The organism is Staphylococcus gallinarum, assembly GCF_029774255.1.
GTDB lineage: Bacteria > Bacillota > Bacilli > Staphylococcales > Staphylococcaceae > Staphylococcus > Staphylococcus gallinarum.
This window is the reverse complement of record NZ_CP069082.1, coordinates 1,995,377-2,013,654: the sequence shown is the minus strand read 5'-3', so window position 1 is coordinate 2,013,654 and position 18,278 is coordinate 1,995,377. Positions and strand designations below refer to the sequence as shown.

Below are 18,278 nucleotides of genomic sequence, written 5' to 3'. Positions count from 1 at the left end.
TGAAATCAAATGAATTTTATTCATGAAAAATAGGAGAGTGAGATGTATGGTAACATTATTTACTTCACCAAGTTGCACATCTTGCCGTAAAGCGAAAGCATGGTTACAAGAACATGACATTCCGTATACGGAGCGTAACATTTTTTCAGAACACTTAACAATTGACGAAATCAAACAAATTTTAAAAATGACTGAAGATGGAACAGACGAAATCATTTCTACACGTTCTAAGACTTATCAAAAATTAAATGTAGATATTGATGCATTACCACTTCAAGACTTATATTCTATTATACAAGACAATCCAGGTTTATTACGCCGTCCAATCATTTTAGATGACAAGCGTTTACAAGTTGGATATAACGAAGATGAAATTAGACGTTTTTTACCTAGAAAAGTGCGTACGTTCCAATTACAAGAAGCGCAACGTATGGTTGACTAATCAACACATAACAAATCAAAGATTGAGCCATAAAGTAGCATTGCATAGTGTTGCTTTATGGTTTCTTTTTTGTACCATAACAGATAACTACCGTACTAGGTCAACTCATCTGATTTTCAATTGTTTTATGCGTTATAATTATAGTTTAAAGCGTGCTGTTTTTTTGGCTTATGTCAGGGTATATGTTAATATAAGTAACCGGATAGAAAAAGGTGAAATTTAATCAAACAAAAGAATTGTAATTTTTTATATATTCTAATACAATAATGAGTACTATTCATCGACTGTAAGGAGTGAGATGATATGAGAATAGAGCGAGTTGACGATACTACTGTTAAATTATTTATAACATATAGTGATATTGAAGCAAGAGGATTTAAGCGTGAAGATTTATGGACAAATCGTAAGCGTGGGGAAGAATTCTTTTGGAATATGATGGAAGAAATAAATGAAGAAGAAGATTTTGTCGTTGAAGGCCCACTTTGGATTCAAGTGCATGCGTTTGAAAAGGGCGTAGAAGTTACAATTTCTAAATCTAAGAATGAAGACTTGGTTAATATGTCAGATGACGATGATGAAAATGAACAATTTGATTATCAAGTTAATGAATTATTATCACAAACATTTGAACAAGATGATAGCTTAGAAGAGCTATTCGATCAAAGACAACAACAAAAGACTAATGAGCAACCTAAAGGTCGTAAAGAACGCAAACCACAAGATGTTCGCACTGTTATTGTTAAGTTTGATGATTTAGAAGAAGTAATCGAATTTGCTTACCATAATGATCCTAAGACAGACGAATTTGAAGATTTATTATATAGTTTTAACAATGTTTATTACTATGCTGTTCATTTTGATGCAACAGTGGATCAAGAAACAATTAATGATAGTTATAGTCAATTACTTGAATTCGCATATCCAACAGATAAGACAGAAGTTTATCTAAATGACTATGCAAAAATTATTATGAGCCATAATGTTGCAGCACAAGTTCGTCGATATTTCCCAAGCACATCAGAATAAAGCAAGCTTTAATGAAAGCATCAATAGATAGACCTATCGAAGTATTACTTTGATAGGTTTTTTTAATTTTTTATATAAAAAGAGTAATAATCCTTTCTGCAACGTGTATATTTATGAGGTGAGAAAATGATATATGCAATTGATCAATTACACCAACTCATTGATGCACGTAGGGCCAACAGACAGATTACTTATTGGTGTCCACATTGTTCGCGTAAAGTGTATTTGCGCAACGGGACAAAAAAGATTGCACATTTCGCACATTATAAACAGGCTGACGCGTATTGTAATAAAGGTGAAGGTGCTGAACATTACTTATTAAAATATAAATTAGCAGAATATTATAAAGTTCACGGATATGCGGTAAGTATTGAACCTTATATTAAATCAGCATTGCAGTATCCTGATATTGTAGTTGAACAAAGATATGCCATTGAAATTCAATTTTCTCAAATTAATTGTGATTTCGTGTTGAAAAGAACAAATGGTCTAACATTAAATAATTTAAATGTAATATGGATTATAAAGAATCCTAATTATAATAAACGTAAATATTTATTGTTCTTGACTCGTTTTCAACGGGCATTTATTAATCCACGTAATAGAACATTGTTTGCTTGGGACTGGGTAAATCAGAAACTATTGTTGTATTATAATATTCAATTTTTAGGTGGTAAGTCATTTAGGGCGCAATGTAAGGTGATTTCGCCAGTTGAAATTATTTTAACAAATCAAATTTCAGAAGATATAAAGTTATATAAGTTGAGCTATAGCAAAGTAAAGCAATACATAAACCAGTGTCAGCATCGTCACTCAGTGTTAGAACCAACATTAAGCGTCATTTACAATTTAAGATTACAAATCAATGATGTGTGTAATTGCTTTGGTTTGATATTGAAGGAGCAGTTATTTATTCAATCACATCCAGTTTATTGGCAGTTACAACTGTATTATTTATTCTATACAGGGACTTATACTTTAGACAGCTTTAAAGAATTACTCAAATTTAATACATTTTATTTAAATGATATGAATCAAACAGAGATTGTACAATCAATTGTAAATCAATTTAAATTATATTATCGTATTTTCAATTGTAATAACGTGCAAAAAAACCGCTGAAATGAGAAAATTAAAGATAAGGAATTATATAGGAGGTTTACAGCATATTATGAGTCAACAATTAACAAGAGAAGAACAAGAACGTAAATATCCAGAATATACATGGGATTTATCAACTATATTTGAAAATGACGAAGCATTTGAAGCTGCCTTTAAGGAAGTAGAAGGTGAATTAGGTAAAGAGGAACAGTTTAAAGGACACTTAGGTGATAGTTCTGAAAAGCTATACCATGCCTTAGCTTTAGAAGATGAACTTGGTTCTAAACTTGAAAAAATTTATGTTTATGCGCATCTAAAGCAGGATCAAGATACAGCAAATGATAAATATAAAGGACTTGAATCACGAGCATATCAACTGATTATCAAATTTAGTTCTAGTTGGAGCTTTTTAATACCTGAAATTTTACAAATTGACGAATCTACCATTCAAGAATTTGTAGATTCAAATGAAGCATTGAAACGATATGCATTTGATCTTAAATTGATTAACGAAAAGCGTCCACATGTATTGAGTGCAGATAAGGAAAAATTATTAACAGAAGCACAAGATGCCTTATCTACTGCGGATAATGTTTATGGTATGTTTAGCAATGCAGATTTAGAGTTTGAAGATGCAATTGATAAAGACGGTAATGCACATTCATTAACACAAGGCACATTTATTAAATGTTTAGAATCAGATGACCGTGTATTACGTAAATCAGCATTTGAAAATTTATATAAAGCATACGGTGCATTTAATAATACATTAGGTTCAACATTAGCTGGTGAAGTTAAGAAAAATGTATTTAACGCAAGATCACACAATTATAAAAGTGCTCGTGAAGCAGCACTAAGTTCTAATCATATACCAGAAACTGTTTATGATAACCTTATTAAAACAGTTCATGATTATTTACCATTACTACATCGTTACACAGAGTTACGTAAGTCACTATTGGGATTAGATGATATGAAAATGTATGATTTATATACACCATTAGTTAAAGATGTAAAATTTGAAATGCCATACGAAGAAGCAAAAGATTGGATGATTAAGGCACTACAACCAATGGGTGAAGAGTATATGAAGGTCGTCGAAGAAGGCTTGAATAATCGTTGGGTAGATGTATTTGAGAATAAAGGTAAACGCTCTGGTGGCTATTCATCTGGTGCGCATTTAACAAACCCATTTATCTTATTAAATTGGTCTGATACAGTATCTGATTTATATACATTAGTACATGAATTTGGCCATTCTGCACATAGTTATTTCAGTAGAAAGCACCAACCTTCAAATTCAAGTGATTACACTATCTTTGTGGCTGAGGTTGCATCTACATGCAATGAAGCTCTATTAAGTCATTATATGGATCAACATTTAGATGATGATAGACGTTTGTTATTACTAAATCAAGAATTAGAACGCTTTAGAGCAACATTATTCAGACAAACAATGTTTGCAGAATTTGAACATAAGATTCACCAAATTGAAGAAGCAGGTGAACCATTAACTGCTAATAGAATGAACGAAGAATATGCTAAATTAAATAAGCAATATTTCGGTGATTCTGTTGAAACGGATGAAAACATTAGCAAAGAATGGTCTAGAATTCCTCACTTCTATATGAATTATTATGTTTATCAATATGCTACAGGTTATAGTGCAGCACAAAGTTTGAGTCATCAAATTTTGACTGAAGGTCAACCAGCTGTAGAACGTTATATTAATGAATTCTTGAAAAAAGGTAGTTCAAATTATCCTATTGAAATATTAAAAAATGCTGGTGTGGACATGACAACTCCTGAACCAATTGAGCAAGCATGTAAAGTATTTGAAGAGAAATTGGATGCATTTGAAAAGCTTATGAAAGCTTAGTATGAATGAATTCGTTTTCAATATGACAAGTTTGTGACAAAGTGCATTTATTTAATTTAAATGCTTGAAAGGGTCATTTGACCGTGTTATATTATAAACATGAAATTAATCACATAACAAACATACCCCTTTGTTTGAAGTGAAAAAATTTCTCCCATCCCCTTTGTTTAGCGCCGTGTAATCAGACACGGCGTTTTTTTTATGCTCTTTTTTAAATAATATCTCACTTGTATTTCACAGGAACATATATTTGACATCATAAAGAGAAGTAACTATAATTAACTTGTATCTAAAATTAATACATGTAGGAGTTGGTTAATTATGAAAATAGCAGTCGTAGCAGCGAATGGTAAAGCAGGTAAATTAATAACAAATGAAGCGGTAGAAAGAGGTCTTGATGTAACAGCTATAGTGCGTAGTGAAAATAAAACAAAAGCCACACAAGTCATTCAAAAAGATTTATTCGATTTAACAAAAGAGGATATTGCAGAATTTGATGTAATTATTGATGCATTTGGTCAACCAGATCAGGATAAATTGGATCAGCATAGTAAATCATTAGCATTATTAAGTGACTTAGTGAGTCATAGTGACCAACGTTTGTTGATTATTGGAGGAGCAGGAAGTTTATTTGTGGATGAAGCACACACTATGCGATTAGTAGATTCACCTGATTTCCCAGAAATGTTTAAGAAAACTGCATTGGCACAAACTAAAACATTAAATGAAATACAAGAACGCAATGACGTATTATGGACATTTATTAGCCCAGCACCTGATTTTCAAGTTGATGGTGAAAGAACTGGTGAATATCAAATTAGTGATGATGAAGTAATTGGTACTAGTGTAAGTTATGCTGATTATGCAATTGCAATGGTTGATGAGGCAATAGAAGGTAATCATATTCAAAAAAGATTCGCTGTATTTAGTAAGTAGTAATCAAAATAACTTGCTTTAGCAGTAGTTGTAAGTAAATATTTAATTAAAGTTAGTAATATAAATAGTTTCATCTTAAGTAATATTAGAAAATGCAATCCCATAGGTATTGTATATAAATGGTAATAATAGTTATCTAATTATACGTTGCGTAATAATTTATTACAAAAATAGAGTGTTTATGACATCAAATAGAATCATACAAAAGAGAGCTAATCCTTGAAGGAGTAGCTCTTTTTTGTATATAAAATCATAAATTCTGGCTGAGTATTTGAGTGCATTCTATAATGTTTTAGAGTTGTATATTGGTGAGACACTTGTTGAAGTTATGCCAGTCGATGACAAAGGGTGAGACAGCATGCTTAGAAAACGAGTCAATCATACTAAAGTATTGAAAATAGCTATTCATATAAATTGAATTCATGCATCTAAGTACTAGTTATGTTGAATTTAAGGGACTTAAGTTCTATAACAAAAAATAGCTATGAAAATATCTATCATAATAGATTTCTTCATAGCTAAGTTTAATATGTTTTTTATCAAACATAAAAAGCGTGTTTCAAATTTTTGATCTCCAAAATTTGCCCTCTGGAGATTGCAATTTTTCAATTTTTTGTTGCAATGCTAATTTTTTAAGTTCTTTATTCATCAGTTTTTCAGGCCACTCATAAATAGTTAATAATTCCTCTTTAGTTACTAATTGTTGTTGTTTGATGTAATCTTCTAAACTTGGTGGTAATTCTTTTTCAATTGTAGTACCAATGAGTTCATTTATGATATACGTATAAATGTGATACGGATATAGACCTTCAACTTTCAAACCTTCTTCATGTACATCTTCATTAAAGAATACAAGAGTAGGCGCCTCTTCGATATCCATTTCTCTAGCAATATGCAAATCAACTTGTAAGCTTTCTTTAAGACAACTATTGTGTAAGTCTTCCTTAAATACCTCATAGTCGAGGCCGGCATTGGTAATGCAATTATTAACCATAGATTCTGTGATGATGTCTCGCTTAGGGATGATTTCATTTTGTACAAGATGAATAAAGCGTTCTGCACGTAATCTACCTTGTAATTCGGCAGCTTTATAAGATAGTGCAATATTGTCTAAGTCTGATGTACTTTGTGCTTGGCACTTTGTCAAAACACGTAATGAAGGGTTAAGTATATGCCTAATGCTGACATATTGCTTATATTCAATTCTCAGTTTTGAGAGTATTGCAGATAGTTTAAAACATTCTTTACTAAATGGATCGAAAAATGAATAAATTTCTATTTTACTCACAGGTGAAAGATTTGCATCTTCACGACTATTAGCATGTATCAATTTTAGTTCTTCAGTCATGTTTTTTTCACCTACAATTAAATTTCGGAATTTACCATATGGTTTGCTGTTAAACGTAATCTTTCAAATAAATAATCTCCGACACCTGCTGGCAATTGTGCATGTTGTATTGCACTATACATATTTTCGAGCCAAGCGTCACGCTCATAATTTGAAATTTTAAAATCTAAATGACGTCTTTTTAACATAGGGTGACCATGTTCTTCTGAATATAATGGCGGTCCACCTAAAAACTGCGTCAAAAACTGCTTTTGCTTTCGACTTGTTTCACTAAAATCTCCCGGAAAAAGATGGTTAATCCTATCATCCTTTTCTACGAGTGAATAAAAGTAATCAATCATGTTATATAAGGCATCTTGTCCTATAATTTCATAAGGTGTTTGCGTCATAGTATCACCATGTTCTCTTAATATAATACTAATATAACATGAATATTTACATTTGGAAGTAATTCGACTTTTAGGCAATTGTGTTGACTATTTTTCGTTGAGTTTTGCTTTGCGTGAGAAGAATCTTTGGACTTTATTATCAGGTGTTTGGTGTTGGATATTGAATTGTTCTAACAATGATTTGAAGTTCTGTAGTCCTTGATTATAATCGCTCACTTCATATTCCAATTCATAATCCTCTTGGTCTAAATAGCTACTGTGATCAAGTACAAGTAAATTATCTGACACCTTACTTTCAACACGATTCGTTGTAAGTGCTCCTAAGATAGTTAATTCATCTAAGGTTATATCCATCTGTTTAAGTTGCTCTATAATGTCTGGTGGTATTGTATCTGGAGTTATAACTTTATCTAGCTGTGGGACAATAGAGGTCTCAAAGTTATACTCCATTAAACCAACTTCTGCTGGGACCTTTAAAGTCATTTCGTTATAATCGGCTTTAACACGAATTCTTAAGGCAGATTTATGTGCTTTTAATTGGAAATCTGGGGTATCAATATAATAATTCGTTTGGCTAAAAGGAATAATTCCTTTAAAATACGTGTCGTAAATTTGTTGATATTCTGTTTGCGACAAAAGTTGTTTAAATTCAATTTCATTATTCGTTGACAATATATACACTCCTAAGTTTAGGCAATTAATGTATTAATTTTAAACTACAGAGCGAATAATTTAAATTGAAGTGCATTATTTTGAAAAATAATTTAATAGCGAACATCGGTTGATGATATTTGAGTAGTCATGTAACGTGTTATGTAACTTCAAATTATGTTAAAATAGTGGGGAATAAGGAGGAACAAGCATGCGTATATATGTAAATGAGATTAAAGTAACAGAGGATAGTATAAATTGTTATACAGAAGCGTCAACAGAAGGTTTACAGGAAGCTGGACAAATGCTTGTTGACAGTGATAATTATAGTTTTGCGTATATTTTAGATGATGGGCAATCGTATTCCTATCTAATCTTTGTACAAGAAACTTGGTCGATGTTACATGAAAATAAGGGTAAAAAGATTATAGTTAATGATGATTTAGAATTAGAACATTTCGAAAGAGAATTCAATTACATATTGGATAATATCCAAGGTAATTCAAATTATGGTAAGGAGTTTGTTTCCGTTGTTGAAGAGACTTTCGAATTAGAGTGAAGCGGAGTGAGGCACAATGAATCAATGGGATCAATTTTTGTCGCCCTATAAACAAGCAGTCGATGAATTGAAAGTGAAACTAAAGGGCCTTAGAAAACAATATGAGGTTGATGATAATGCATCGCCAATTGAATTTGTCACAGGTAGAGTCAAACCAATGACAAGTATCATTGATAAAGCAAATAAACGTGGCATTCCTTTTGATCGATTGCATGAGGAAATGTATGACATTGCTGGTTTGCGCTTAATGTGCCAATTTGTCGATGACATTGATGTCGTAGTCAATTTATTGAGACAACGACAAGACTTTAAAGTCGTAGAAGAGCGTGATTACATTAGTAATACAAAGCAAAGTGGTTATCGTTCATTTCATGTCATAATTGAATATCCGATTGAAACTTTACAAGGGGAGAAAAAGATTTTAGCGGAAATTCAAATTAGAACATTGGCGATGAATTTTTGGGCAACGATAGAACATACCTTGCGTTATAAATATGATGGTGATTATCCACCTGAAATCCAACATCGATTAGAGAGAGCAGCCGAGGCAGCATTTTTACTAGATGAAGAAATGTCAGAAATCAAAGAAGAAATTCAAGAAGCGCAAAAATATTATTCTAAAAAGCGCGCAAAAAAGCAAAATGATAACTAGAGAGGTGCAATCTTGCGATATACAATTTTATCTAAAGGTGATTCGAAATCAAATGCATTAAAGCATAAAATGATTAATCATATGAAAGATTTCCAAATGGTTGAAGATCCAGATAATCCTGAAATTGTTATTTCAGTTGGTGGTGATGGGACTTTACTTCAAGCATTCCATCAATATAGCCATATGTTGTCTCGATGTGCCTTTGTCGGTGTACATACTGGACATTTAGGCTTTTACGCTGATTGGCTTCCTCACGAGGTTGAAAAGTTAATCATAGAAATAAACAATTCTGAATTCCAAGTGATAGAATATCCATTGCTCGAGATTATCGTACGTTATAATGATAACGGATATGAAACACGTTATTTAGCATTGAATGAAGCAACGATGAAGACTGAAAATGGCTCTACTTTAGTTGTAGACGTTAATATACGTGGTAATCAATTTGAACGCTTTAGAGGTGATGGTTTATGTGTGTCAACGCCATCAGGTTCAACAGCTTATAACAAAGCTTTAGGTGGTGCATTAATCCACCCGTCATTAGAAGCAATGCAAATTGCCGAAATTGCTTCTATTAACAATAGAGTGTTTAGAACAGTAGGTTCACCTTTAGTATTGCCAAAGCATCATACTTGTTTAATTACACCAGTTAATCACGATACAATATTGACGTCTATTGATCATGTGAGTATCAAACATAAAAATGTAAATGCAATACAATTTCGAGTTGCTAATGAAAAGGTAAGATTTGCAAGATTTAGACCTTTCCCATTTTGGAAAAGGGTTCATGATTCATTTATTTCTAGTGGAGAAGATGAATAATGGAATTTAACTTTCATATTCATCATCACGAAACAGTTAAAGCTTTTTTACAAAATAATGATTTTTCAAAGAAAAGTATAAGCGCCATTAAACGTAATGGCGCTTTATTAGTTAATGGACAACCAGTAACCGTTAGACACAAACTCTTGGAAGGTGATAGCTTATGCATTCAATTACCCAAAGAGCAACCTAGTGCTAATTTAGTGCCTTATGATAAAGCACTTACTGTTTTGTATGAAGACGAATATTTGCTTATTATATCTAAACCAACAGAGCAAAATTGTGCGCCTTCTAGAGACCATAAACATAAAAGTTTGGTAGAACAAGTGTTGAGCTATTTTCAACAACATTCCCTCGAGTTAACACCACATATAGTCACACGTTTAGACCGAAATACTTCAGGCATTGTAATTATTGCTAAACACGGTTATATTCATCATTTAATGTCGCAAACGTCTATAGATAAACGATATATTTGTGTTTGTCATGGGAAAGTGAAACAACAGGGCATGATAGAAGCGCCCATTGCGAGGCACCCAGATAGTATCATTCAACGTCATGTTCATGATTCTGGAAAGTATGCACAAACAATGTTTCAAAGATTAAAGGTTAAATCACAATATAGCTTATGTGAGGTCCAATTGTTAACTGGTAGAACGCACCAAATTCGTGTTCATTTTCAGTATATAGGACATCCGTTAGTCGGTGATGATTTGTATGGTGGAAAACAGGATATATATAATCATCAATTATTGGGATGTAAAAAAGTCACATTTATACATCCAATAACAAACCAAAAAATTGAAGTAATTGATCAATATGACACAATAGAAACAAAATTTAATATGCTATAATTTAATCATTCATGGAGGTGTGAAATATGGCAAATGAAAGAGATTCAATCACTTTAGAGGACGAACAGGTATATGATAAAGATTTACTCGATCGATTACTACATGAGAATCAGATTGACGCGTTTAGAGAAGAATTTTTATCAATGCACAACTATGAACAAAGTGAATATTTTGAAGACAGTGATGATGATATTCGTCAACGAATCTATGAAGTATTATCGCCAGAAGAGGTTGCAGATTTCTTCGAACAACTAGAAATTGATGAAGAAGATTATGAGGCATTGTTTGATACGATGGATGCTACATATGCGAGTAAAGTGTTAGAGGATATGTCATATGATAACGCCGTTGATATTATGAACCAATTGTCTAAGCAAAAGGTCGTCAGTTTACTGACATTGATGAATCGTGAGGACGCTAAGGAAATCAAAGCGTTATTACATTATGAAGAAGATACTGCCGGTGGTATCATGACTACCGAGTATATTTCGCTTAAAGCAACAATGCCAGTAAAGGAAGCATTGATGCATGTTAAAGAACAAGCTCCAGATGCTGAAACAATTTACGTTATATTTACTGTCAATGATGATAAACAATTAGCTGGTGTGTTATCACTGAGAGATTTGATTGTTGCAGAAAATGATGCTTATATCGAAGACATTATGAGTGAACGTGTCATTAGTGCTAATGCTGCCGACGACCAAGAGGATGTAGCACAGAAGATGCGAGACTATGACTTTATCGCAATGCCAGTTGTCGACTACCAAGATCATTTGTTAGGGATTATCACTATCGATGATATCTTAGACGTTATGGATGAAGAAGCAAGTGAAGACTACTCTCGTTTAGCCGGTGTATCAGATGTCGATGCGACAAATGATTCTATTTTGAAAACAGCAACGAAACGTTTGCCATGGTTAATCATCTTGACGTTCTTAGGTATGATTACAGCAACAATATTAGGTTCATTTGAAGATACATTAGCGAAGGTTGCATTACTAGCAGCATTTATTCCTATTATTAGCGGGATGTCAGGGAATTCAGGGACACAATCATTAGCCGTATCAGTACGTAATATTTCAACAGGTGAAATTGATGAGGAAAGTAAATTTAAGGTTGCTTTACGTGAAGCAGGGAGTGGCTTTTTAAGTGGCTTGGTTTGTGCAATATTACTCTGTATTATCATTGTGATTATTTATGGACAACCAATTTTAGCAATAATTGTCGGATCAAGCTTGACAATTGCAATGACAGTAGGTACATTAGTTGGTTCAATGATTCCTTTAGTAATGAATAAATTGAAGATAGATCCAGCCGTTGCTAGTGGACCATTTATAACAACAATTAATGATATTGTTAGTATGTTAATCTATTTTGGATTAGCTACATCATTTATGTCTTATTTAACATAGGGGGGTTATATGGAATTCGTATCACTTGTTGTAGTAGTTTTAGCAGCATTTTTAACACCTATTTTAGTAAATCGACTTAGAATTACATTTATACCCGTCGTCGTTGCAGAAATATTAATGGGTATCGTTATTGGTCACTCATTTTTAAATTTAGTAGAACGTGACGAAATGCTAAATATATTATCAACATTAGGATTTATATTTTTAATGTTTTTAAGTGGATTGGAAATAGATTTTAAAGCTTTTAAAAAGGATAAAAGTGGAGAACAGCAAGAAGAAGGAACACGCAAAAAGAAAGAACCGGGGCATTTACAATTAGCACTTGTAGTATTTATGTTTATCATGATTATTTCAATTGTTTTTGCATACATGTTTAAATGGTTTGGATTGATTGATGATGTCTTATTAATGGTCATCATTATTTCAACGATATCACTTGGCGTGGTAGTTCCAACATTAAAAGAAATGAATATCATGAGAACGACAATTGGACAATTTATTTTGCTCGTTGCAGTCTTAGCAGATTTAGTAACCATGATATTACTTACAGCCTATGGTACCTTACATGCGTCTGGTAGCACTTCACTTTGGTTAATAGGTAGCTTGGTTGTATTTACAATTATCTTTTACTTATTGGGTGGTATCTTTAAGAAGGCCCAATTCTTGCAAAAATTAATGGACGGTACGACACAAATTGGTATACGTGCAGTGTTTGCATTGATCATTATGCTTGTAGCATTAGCAGAAGGTGTTGGCGCAGAAAACATTCTTGGTGCATTTCTTGCAGGTGTCGTCGTATCACTATTAGGACCTGATGAAGATATGGTTGAAAAGCTAGATTCATTTGGTTATGGTTTCTTTATTCCTATATTCTTTATCATGGTCGGGGTTGATTTAAATATCCCAACTTTAATCAAAGAACCGTCATTATTATTAATTATTCCATTTTTAATAATAGCGTTCTTAATTTCTAAGCTGATTCCAGTATTTTATATACGTAGATGGTTTGATATGAAGACGACAATTTCATCTGCCTTCTTACTCACATCTACGTTATCATTGGTTATTGCATCTGCTAAAATTGCAGAACAACTAGGAACAATTTCTCCTGAAATTTCAGGTATTTTAATACTAAGTGCAGTAATTACATGTGTATTTGTGCCAATAGTATTTAAAAAGATGTTCCCAATACCAGATGAAGCGACAAGACAAATTGAAGTGAGCTTAATTGGTAAGAACCAACTGACGATTCCAATTGCTCAAAATTTATCATCACAGCTATATCAAGTTTCGCTTTATTATAGAAACGACCTTAGCGATAAGCGTAAACTATCTGATGCAATATCTATGATAGAAATTGCAGATTATGAGGAAGAATTATTAGAGCGACTAGGTCTATTCTCTCGTAATATCGTTGTTTGTTCGACAAATGATGATGCCATTAACCGTAAAGTAGCATTAATGGCTAAAGCGAAAGGTGTCAAACGTGTAATTTGTCGTCTAGAGTCAAGTTCTGAAGATGAAACATTACAGAAACAAGGTATCGAAGTCTTTAGTAGTTATATGAGTAATAAGATTCTCTTAAAAGGTTTAATTGAAACGCCTAACATGCTTAATCTCTTAAGTAATGTTGAGACATCATTATATGAAATTGCCATGTTAAATCATCAATACGATCAAATCCAATTACGTAATTTCCCATTCGATGGCGATATTATCTTCGTGCGCATTATACGTAACAATGAATCAATTGTTCCACATGGAGATACACAATTACGTTATAGAGATAGATTAATCGTTACAGGTTCTAAAGAATATGTAGATGAATTGAAACGAGAATTAGAATTATATTACTAATGATAGAAGACAATGACCTAAAGCAATTGCTTTAGGTCATTGTTTTTTTATGTGGTGAAATAATTTAAGTATATCTAAGCACAATGTTAGTAAAATAAATTGTTCAAATAATATAACCAATGTTAAAATAAAGAGTATTGAAATTGGTATCGAGTGGGCACCATTTTTCATTATCTCGAACCAGTTTAAATTGAATATTTTCAAAAGGAGTTATATCATGTTTAATTTAGAAAATAAAACATATGTTATTATGGGTATCGCTAATAAGCGTAGTATCGGTTTTGGTGTAGCTAAAGTATTAGATCAACTTGGTGCGAAATTAGTATTTACATATCGAAAAGAACGTAGCCGTAAAGAGTTAGAAAAACTTGTTGATCAATTAAATCAAAAAGAACATCATATCTTCCAAATTGATGTTCAAAATGATGAAGATGTTATTAATGGTTTCTCAAAAATTGGTGATGAAGTAGGTCATATTGATGGCGTGTATCACTCAATTGCATTTGCTAATATGGAAGACTTACGTGGTCGTTTCACTGAAACTTCTCGTGACGGTTTCTTATTAGCACAAGACATCAGTTCATATTCATTAACAATTGTTGCACGTGAAGCTAAGAAATTGATGCCTGAAGGTGGTAGTATCGTTGCTACAACTTACTTAGGTGGCGAATTTGCAGTACAAAATTATAATGTAATGGGTGTAGCTAAAGCAAGTTTAGAAGCAAACGTACGCTATTTAGCATTAGACTTAGGTGAAGATAACATCCGAGTAAATGCCATTTCTGCAGGTCCAATTCGTACGTTAAGTGCTAAAGGCGTTGGCGGATTTAACACAATTTTAAAAGAAATTGAAGAACGTGCACCATTAAAACGTAACGTAGATCAAGAAGAAGTTGGTAAAACAGCTGCATATCTATTAAGTGATTTATCTAGCGGTGTAACTGGTGAAAATATTCATGTCGATAGCGGATTCCACTGTATTAAATAATATATAAGATTGAACAATAATAAACTACTACTGAAGTGTTGTTACTTCGGTAGTAGTTTTTTTATGCTTAATTTGATGCAGTAAAGAATTTCATAGAATAGATTGAGTTACAGTCAAAGGTTGAATATATAAAATTAATAGAATATTTTTATTAGTGGATATATCGACTGTCATCATAGTCTAAAAATCTAAAAAAATAGAGAGCTAATCCGTATTGAATCATACGGGTTAGCTCTCTTATTTAATATTAAAGCTTTATTACTTAATGATTTAGCATAATGTTAATCTTTGACATCACTGTTTGCTTTATCGATGATTTGTTGTCTATAGTTATAAATATTTCTGACTATCGTTTTAATCACTGCGTAAAGTGGTACGGCTACAAGGATTAAAGTGAAGCCACCTAAATTACCTGCAGCAAGGATTACTACAATGATTGTGAGTGGATGAATGTTTAATGATTTCCCCATAACATTTGGTGTAATAACATTACCTTCTAACTGTTGAGCAATTAATGTAATAATACAAACCCAAATAAATGTTGCTGGACTTTGGATGATAGCAATAATAGCTGCTGGTGCAAATGCCATCCATGGTCCTAAGAAAGGAATCATATTAGCAATACAAGCAAACATAACTAATAGTAATGTGTAATTTAAACCAACAATTGTGTAACCGATGTATAAAATGATTCCTAAGATAATACTTACGGTAACTTGACCTTGGATATAAGATTTAAGTGTGTTATCTAAATCTTTTAACAATTCTACAACAAAAATCTTTCTATTAGATTTAAATAATTTTGCGATAAATGGAATGAATTTCTCGTGATCTTTTAACATATAGATTAAGAAAAACGGTACCATTATGAGTAAGAATAATGTAGAAATGAATGATGTAATATAAGTGAATGAGTTTGAAAGGATATCTGCAACGCTATCACTCATATTTTGTACCATTTTATTGATTCGATCAGTCACATCTGATGGTAGTCTCTCCATCTGATCAAGAGAGAAATTAATAATATGTTGTACCTCATGTTGTAACGTAGGAATTTGATTAATTAAATTCTCTATTTGCTCCATTAATAATGGACCAACGATACCTACAATAATACTAATAATAATGATTAAACCAATAAAGATGATTAAAATGCTTCCCCATCGAGGGACTTTGTATTTTTCCAATAACTTTTGAAATGGTAAACAAACATAGAATAGAAATCCACTCAGTAAGAATGGAATCAATACTGACTGAATAATCACAATAAATGGAGTAAAGACGCTATGGACTTCCATTGCTAGTTTAATAAGTAGAAACAGGATTAATAGCGCGATACCTGTTCTAAACCATACTTTATTTAGCATGGGGCAGTTCCTCCTAAATTTAACTTTAATTGAAGTACTTTTCAGTATATATCATAAATAGAGAGAACAAAAGATAAAACTTAATAGTAAATAAAGAAGATAAGCTACAGTATAGTCTTTATTTAAAGATTTAATTACAATTACTTCAACCTTTCTTTATAGCAGTATTACGTTAACACTATAATACGATAAAATGTTTATAAATTAGTGTTTATTAACTTTATAGATAATTAAAAAATAACTTTAGAAATTCATTGCGAGGAACTTTTCTCACGTGTATAATGAGTAAAAATATATCATTTTACATATTGTACAATAAGGGGGATACATTATGTTCGAAAGTTTTCTTACTTGGATTTATGATATTGTGTGGAGTAAGCCATTAGTTTACGGATTATTATTAACGGGGATTATTTTTTCTTTGATGATGCGCTTTTTCCAAGTGCGCCACTTTAAGGAAATGATTAGATTGATGTTTCATGGTGAGAAATCACCAACGGGTATTTCAAGTTTCCAAGCGATTGCATTATCACTAGCTGGACGTGTCGGAACAGGTAACATCGTTGGGGTATCGACAGCTATATTTATAGGTGGTCCAGGTGCAGTGTTTTGGATGTGGGCTACGGCGTTCTTAGGTGCGAGTAGTGCCTTTATTGAATCAACGTTAGGTCAAATTTATAAACGCGAAGAAAAGGGCCAATACCGTGGAGGTCCAGCATTTTATATTGAATCAGGGATTAAGGGGAAAATGGGCAAAATATATGGTTTAATATTTGCTGTTGTAACGGTTGTATCCGTTGGTTTACTTTTACCGGGTGTACAATCCAATGCAATAGCTAGTTCGATGAAGAATGCATTTAATATCCAACCTTGGATTATAGCTATCGCGCTTGCAATTATTTTAGGTCTCATTATATTTGGTGGAATAAAATGGATTGCGAATGCAGCAACAGCAATCGTACCTTTTATGGCAATAGCTTATATTTTAATGGCAGTTATTATTATCTTTTTAAACATAGAGCAAGTTCCAGCGTTATTTGCACTTATCTTTAAATCAGCATTTGGTTTACAAGCAGCATTTGGTGGAATTTTTGGAGCAATGATTGAAATTGGTGTTAAAAGGGGACTTTATTCTAACGAAGCTGGTCAAGGTACTGGCCCACATGCGGCAGCAGCTGCGGAAGTATCGCATCCAGCTAAACAAGGATTAGTTCAGGCATTCTCAGTATATGTTGATACATTATTTGTATGTACAGCTACTGCATTAATTATTTTGTTATCTGGCACGTATAATGTATCTAGTAATAATGGTGAGACAACAGATAAGTCTAATTTAATTAAAGATAATGGTATTTTTGTTGAAATGTCTAATGGAGATAAGGATTACTCAGGAACTGCAATGTATGCACAAGCTGGTATCGATAAAGCATTCCAAGGTGGTAGTTATCACTTCGATCCAGCATTCTCAGGTATAGGTTCATATTTTATTGCTTGTGCATTGTTCTTCTTTGCATTTACGACAATTTTGGCATATTACTATATTGCTGAAACTAATATTTCATATTTGACTAGAAAGCGTTCAAAAAACTTTAGTTTCTTCTGGATTAATGTCACAAGAATTGTACTGATTGTTGCAACGATTTATGGTGCAGTTAAAACGGCAGATATTGCATGGATGATGGGGGATTTAGGTGTCGGAATGATGGCATGGTTGAATATCATTGCGATTTGGATATTGCATAAACCTGCTATCAATGCACTTAAAGACTATGAACAACAGAAAAAACAACTGGGTTCAGGCAAAATGGCAATTTATAAACCTGACCCTAAAAAGTTACCGCAAGCTACATTTTGGTTGCATGATTATCCGAAACGCTTGAAAGAAGAAGAGAATATTAAGTCATAGAAGTAATACTAATAAAATATAAAGCGAATTATTTTAAAAAATTGCGTCTCTTGGTACAATGTCATTAAGACAACTAGGGGGCGCTTAAT

Annotated in this window: 17 protein-coding genes; 13 read left to right on the top strand and 4 right to left on the bottom strand. The window is 32.5% G+C overall.

Features of this window, described 5'->3' with window-relative positions; genetic code table 11:
* Positions 1–46 precede the first annotated feature (46 nt).
* The 5 genes from spxA to JN168_RS09495 all read left to right on the top strand — a co-directional run bounded on the left by spxA (position 47) and on the right by JN168_RS09495 (position 5,384).
* On the top strand, positions 47–442 hold the full coding sequence (gene spxA / locus JN168_RS09515; RefSeq protein ID WP_040030144.1) for a transcriptional regulator SpxA: 396 nt from the start codon (positions 47–49) through the stop codon (positions 440–442).
* 303 nt (positions 443–745) lie between these two features.
* Positions 746–1,468, top strand: a complete 723-nt coding sequence (gene mecA, locus JN168_RS09510; protein ID WP_042739812.1) for an adaptor protein MecA — start codon at positions 746–748, stop codon at positions 1,466–1,468.
* Positions 1,469–1,594: 126 nt separating this feature from the next.
* The gene (locus tag JN168_RS09505; RefSeq protein WP_229367091.1) at positions 1,595–2,590 is read left to right on the top strand and encodes a competence protein CoiA; all 996 of its coding nucleotides are present in this window, start codon (positions 1,595–1,597) and stop codon (positions 2,588–2,590) included.
* A 49-nt stretch (positions 2,591–2,639) separates the two neighbouring features.
* Entirely contained in the window at positions 2,640–4,448 is a 1,809-nt protein-coding gene (gene pepF / locus JN168_RS09500) for an oligoendopeptidase F (RefSeq protein ID WP_042739814.1), read from the top strand.
* Positions 4,449–4,769: 321 nt separating this feature from the next.
* Positions 4,770–5,384 carry an NAD(P)-dependent oxidoreductase gene (locus JN168_RS09495; protein ID WP_042739815.1) on the top strand — a complete coding sequence of 205 codons (615 nt, stop codon included), beginning with the start codon at positions 4,770–4,772 and terminating at the stop codon, positions 5,382–5,384.
* Between the two features lie 559 nt (positions 5,385–5,943).
* On the opposite strand, the gene yjbH is transcribed toward JN168_RS09495, so the two are convergent.
* The 3 genes from yjbH to JN168_RS09480 all read right to left on the bottom strand — a co-directional run bounded on the left by yjbH (position 5,944) and on the right by JN168_RS09480 (position 7,793).
* Complete coding sequence (gene yjbH / locus JN168_RS09490; protein ID WP_042739816.1) at positions 5,944–6,732, bottom strand: protease adaptor protein YjbH; 789 nt, start codon at positions 6,730–6,732, stop codon at positions 5,944–5,946.
* Positions 6,733–6,749: 17 nt separating this feature from the next.
* Positions 6,750–7,121 carry a truncated hemoglobin YjbI gene (locus JN168_RS09485; RefSeq protein ID WP_042739817.1) on the bottom strand — a complete coding sequence of 124 codons (372 nt, stop codon included), beginning with the start codon at positions 7,119–7,121 and terminating at the stop codon, positions 6,750–6,752.
* Positions 7,122–7,208: 87 nt separating this feature from the next.
* Entirely contained in the window at positions 7,209–7,793 is a 585-nt protein-coding gene (locus tag JN168_RS09480; RefSeq protein ID WP_229367095.1) for a CYTH domain-containing protein, read from the bottom strand.
* 190 nt (positions 7,794–7,983) lie between these two features.
* Between JN168_RS09480 and JN168_RS09475 the strand changes: the two genes are divergently transcribed.
* The 7 genes from JN168_RS09475 to fabI all read left to right on the top strand — a co-directional run bounded on the left by JN168_RS09475 (position 7,984) and on the right by fabI (position 14,916).
* On the top strand, positions 7,984–8,331 hold the full coding sequence (locus JN168_RS09475; protein WP_107512666.1) for a UPF0738 family protein: 348 nt from the start codon (positions 7,984–7,986) through the stop codon (positions 8,329–8,331).
* A gap of 16 nt (positions 8,332–8,347) precedes the next feature.
* Positions 8,348–8,983, top strand: a complete 636-nt coding sequence (gene yjbM / locus JN168_RS09470) for a GTP diphosphokinase (RefSeq protein WP_042739820.1) — start codon at positions 8,348–8,350, stop codon at positions 8,981–8,983.
* Positions 8,984–8,995: 12 nt separating this feature from the next.
* Complete coding sequence (locus JN168_RS09465) at positions 8,996–9,805, top strand: NAD kinase (protein WP_042739821.1); 810 nt, start codon at positions 8,996–8,998, stop codon at positions 9,803–9,805.
* Positions 9,805–10,659, top strand: a complete 855-nt coding sequence (locus JN168_RS09460; protein WP_279525834.1) for an RluA family pseudouridine synthase — start codon at positions 9,805–9,807, stop codon at positions 10,657–10,659. Before JN168_RS09465 ends, JN168_RS09460 begins: the two co-directional genes overlap by 1 nt.
* A gap of 26 nt (positions 10,660–10,685) precedes the next feature.
* Complete coding sequence (gene mgtE, locus JN168_RS09455) at positions 10,686–12,071, top strand: magnesium transporter (protein ID WP_042739823.1); 1,386 nt, start codon at positions 10,686–10,688, stop codon at positions 12,069–12,071.
* A gap of 9 nt (positions 12,072–12,080) precedes the next feature.
* The gene (locus tag JN168_RS09450; protein ID WP_107590013.1) at positions 12,081–13,928 is read left to right on the top strand and encodes a monovalent cation:proton antiporter family protein; all 1,848 of its coding nucleotides are present in this window, start codon (positions 12,081–12,083) and stop codon (positions 13,926–13,928) included.
* Between the two features lie 217 nt (positions 13,929–14,145).
* On the top strand, positions 14,146–14,916 hold the full coding sequence (fabI, locus tag JN168_RS09445) for an enoyl-ACP reductase FabI (RefSeq protein WP_042739825.1): 771 nt from the start codon (positions 14,146–14,148) through the stop codon (positions 14,914–14,916).
* 281 nt (positions 14,917–15,197) lie between these two features.
* Here the strand turns inward: fabI and cozEa are convergent, their stop codons facing one another.
* Positions 15,198–16,283 carry a lipoteichoic acid biosynthesis protein CozEa gene (gene cozEa, locus JN168_RS09440; RefSeq protein WP_042739826.1) on the bottom strand — a complete coding sequence of 362 codons (1,086 nt, stop codon included), beginning with the start codon at positions 16,281–16,283 and terminating at the stop codon, positions 15,198–15,200.
* A gap of 331 nt (positions 16,284–16,614) precedes the next feature.
* Between cozEa and JN168_RS09435 the strand changes: the two genes are divergently transcribed.
* Positions 16,615–18,189, top strand: a complete 1,575-nt coding sequence (locus JN168_RS09435) for an alanine/glycine:cation symporter family protein (protein WP_042739827.1) — start codon at positions 16,615–16,617, stop codon at positions 18,187–18,189.
* Positions 18,190–18,278: the final 89 nt, after the last annotated feature.

Bases quoted from the DNA above. Each gene is read 5' to 3' on its own strand.
- JN168_RS09485 (WP_042739817.1), bottom strand. From the start codon at position 7,121: ATGACGCAAACACCTTATGAAATTATAGGACAAGATGCCTTATATAAC.
- JN168_RS09435 (WP_042739827.1), top strand. From the start codon at position 16,615: ATGTTCGAAAGTTTTCTTACTTGGATTTATGATATTGTGTGGAGTAAG.
- cozEa (WP_042739826.1), bottom strand. From the start codon at position 16,283: ATGCTAAATAAAGTATGGTTTAGAACAGGTATCGCGCTATTAATCCTG.
- spxA (WP_040030144.1), top strand. From the start codon at position 47: ATGGTAACATTATTTACTTCACCAAGTTGCACATCTTGCCGTAAAGCG.
- JN168_RS09475 (WP_107512666.1), top strand. From the start codon at position 7,984: ATGCGTATATATGTAAATGAGATTAAAGTAACAGAGGATAGTATAAAT.
- JN168_RS09460 (WP_279525834.1), top strand. From the start codon at position 9,805: ATGGAATTTAACTTTCATATTCATCATCACGAAACAGTTAAAGCTTTT.
- pepF (WP_042739814.1), top strand. From the start codon at position 2,640: ATGAGTCAACAATTAACAAGAGAAGAACAAGAACGTAAATATCCAGAA.
- JN168_RS09450 (WP_107590013.1), top strand. From the start codon at position 12,081: ATGGAATTCGTATCACTTGTTGTAGTAGTTTTAGCAGCATTTTTAACA.
- yjbH (WP_042739816.1), bottom strand. From the start codon at position 6,732: ATGACTGAAGAACTAAAATTGATACATGCTAATAGTCGTGAAGATGCA.
- fabI (WP_042739825.1), top strand. From the start codon at position 14,146: ATGTTTAATTTAGAAAATAAAACATATGTTATTATGGGTATCGCTAAT.
- mgtE (WP_042739823.1), top strand. From the start codon at position 10,686: ATGGCAAATGAAAGAGATTCAATCACTTTAGAGGACGAACAGGTATAT.
- mecA (WP_042739812.1), top strand. From the start codon at position 746: ATGAGAATAGAGCGAGTTGACGATACTACTGTTAAATTATTTATAACA.
- JN168_RS09495 (WP_042739815.1), top strand. From the start codon at position 4,770: ATGAAAATAGCAGTCGTAGCAGCGAATGGTAAAGCAGGTAAATTAATA.
- yjbM (WP_042739820.1), top strand. From the start codon at position 8,348: ATGAATCAATGGGATCAATTTTTGTCGCCCTATAAACAAGCAGTCGAT.
- JN168_RS09505 (WP_229367091.1), top strand. From the start codon at position 1,595: ATGATATATGCAATTGATCAATTACACCAACTCATTGATGCACGTAGG.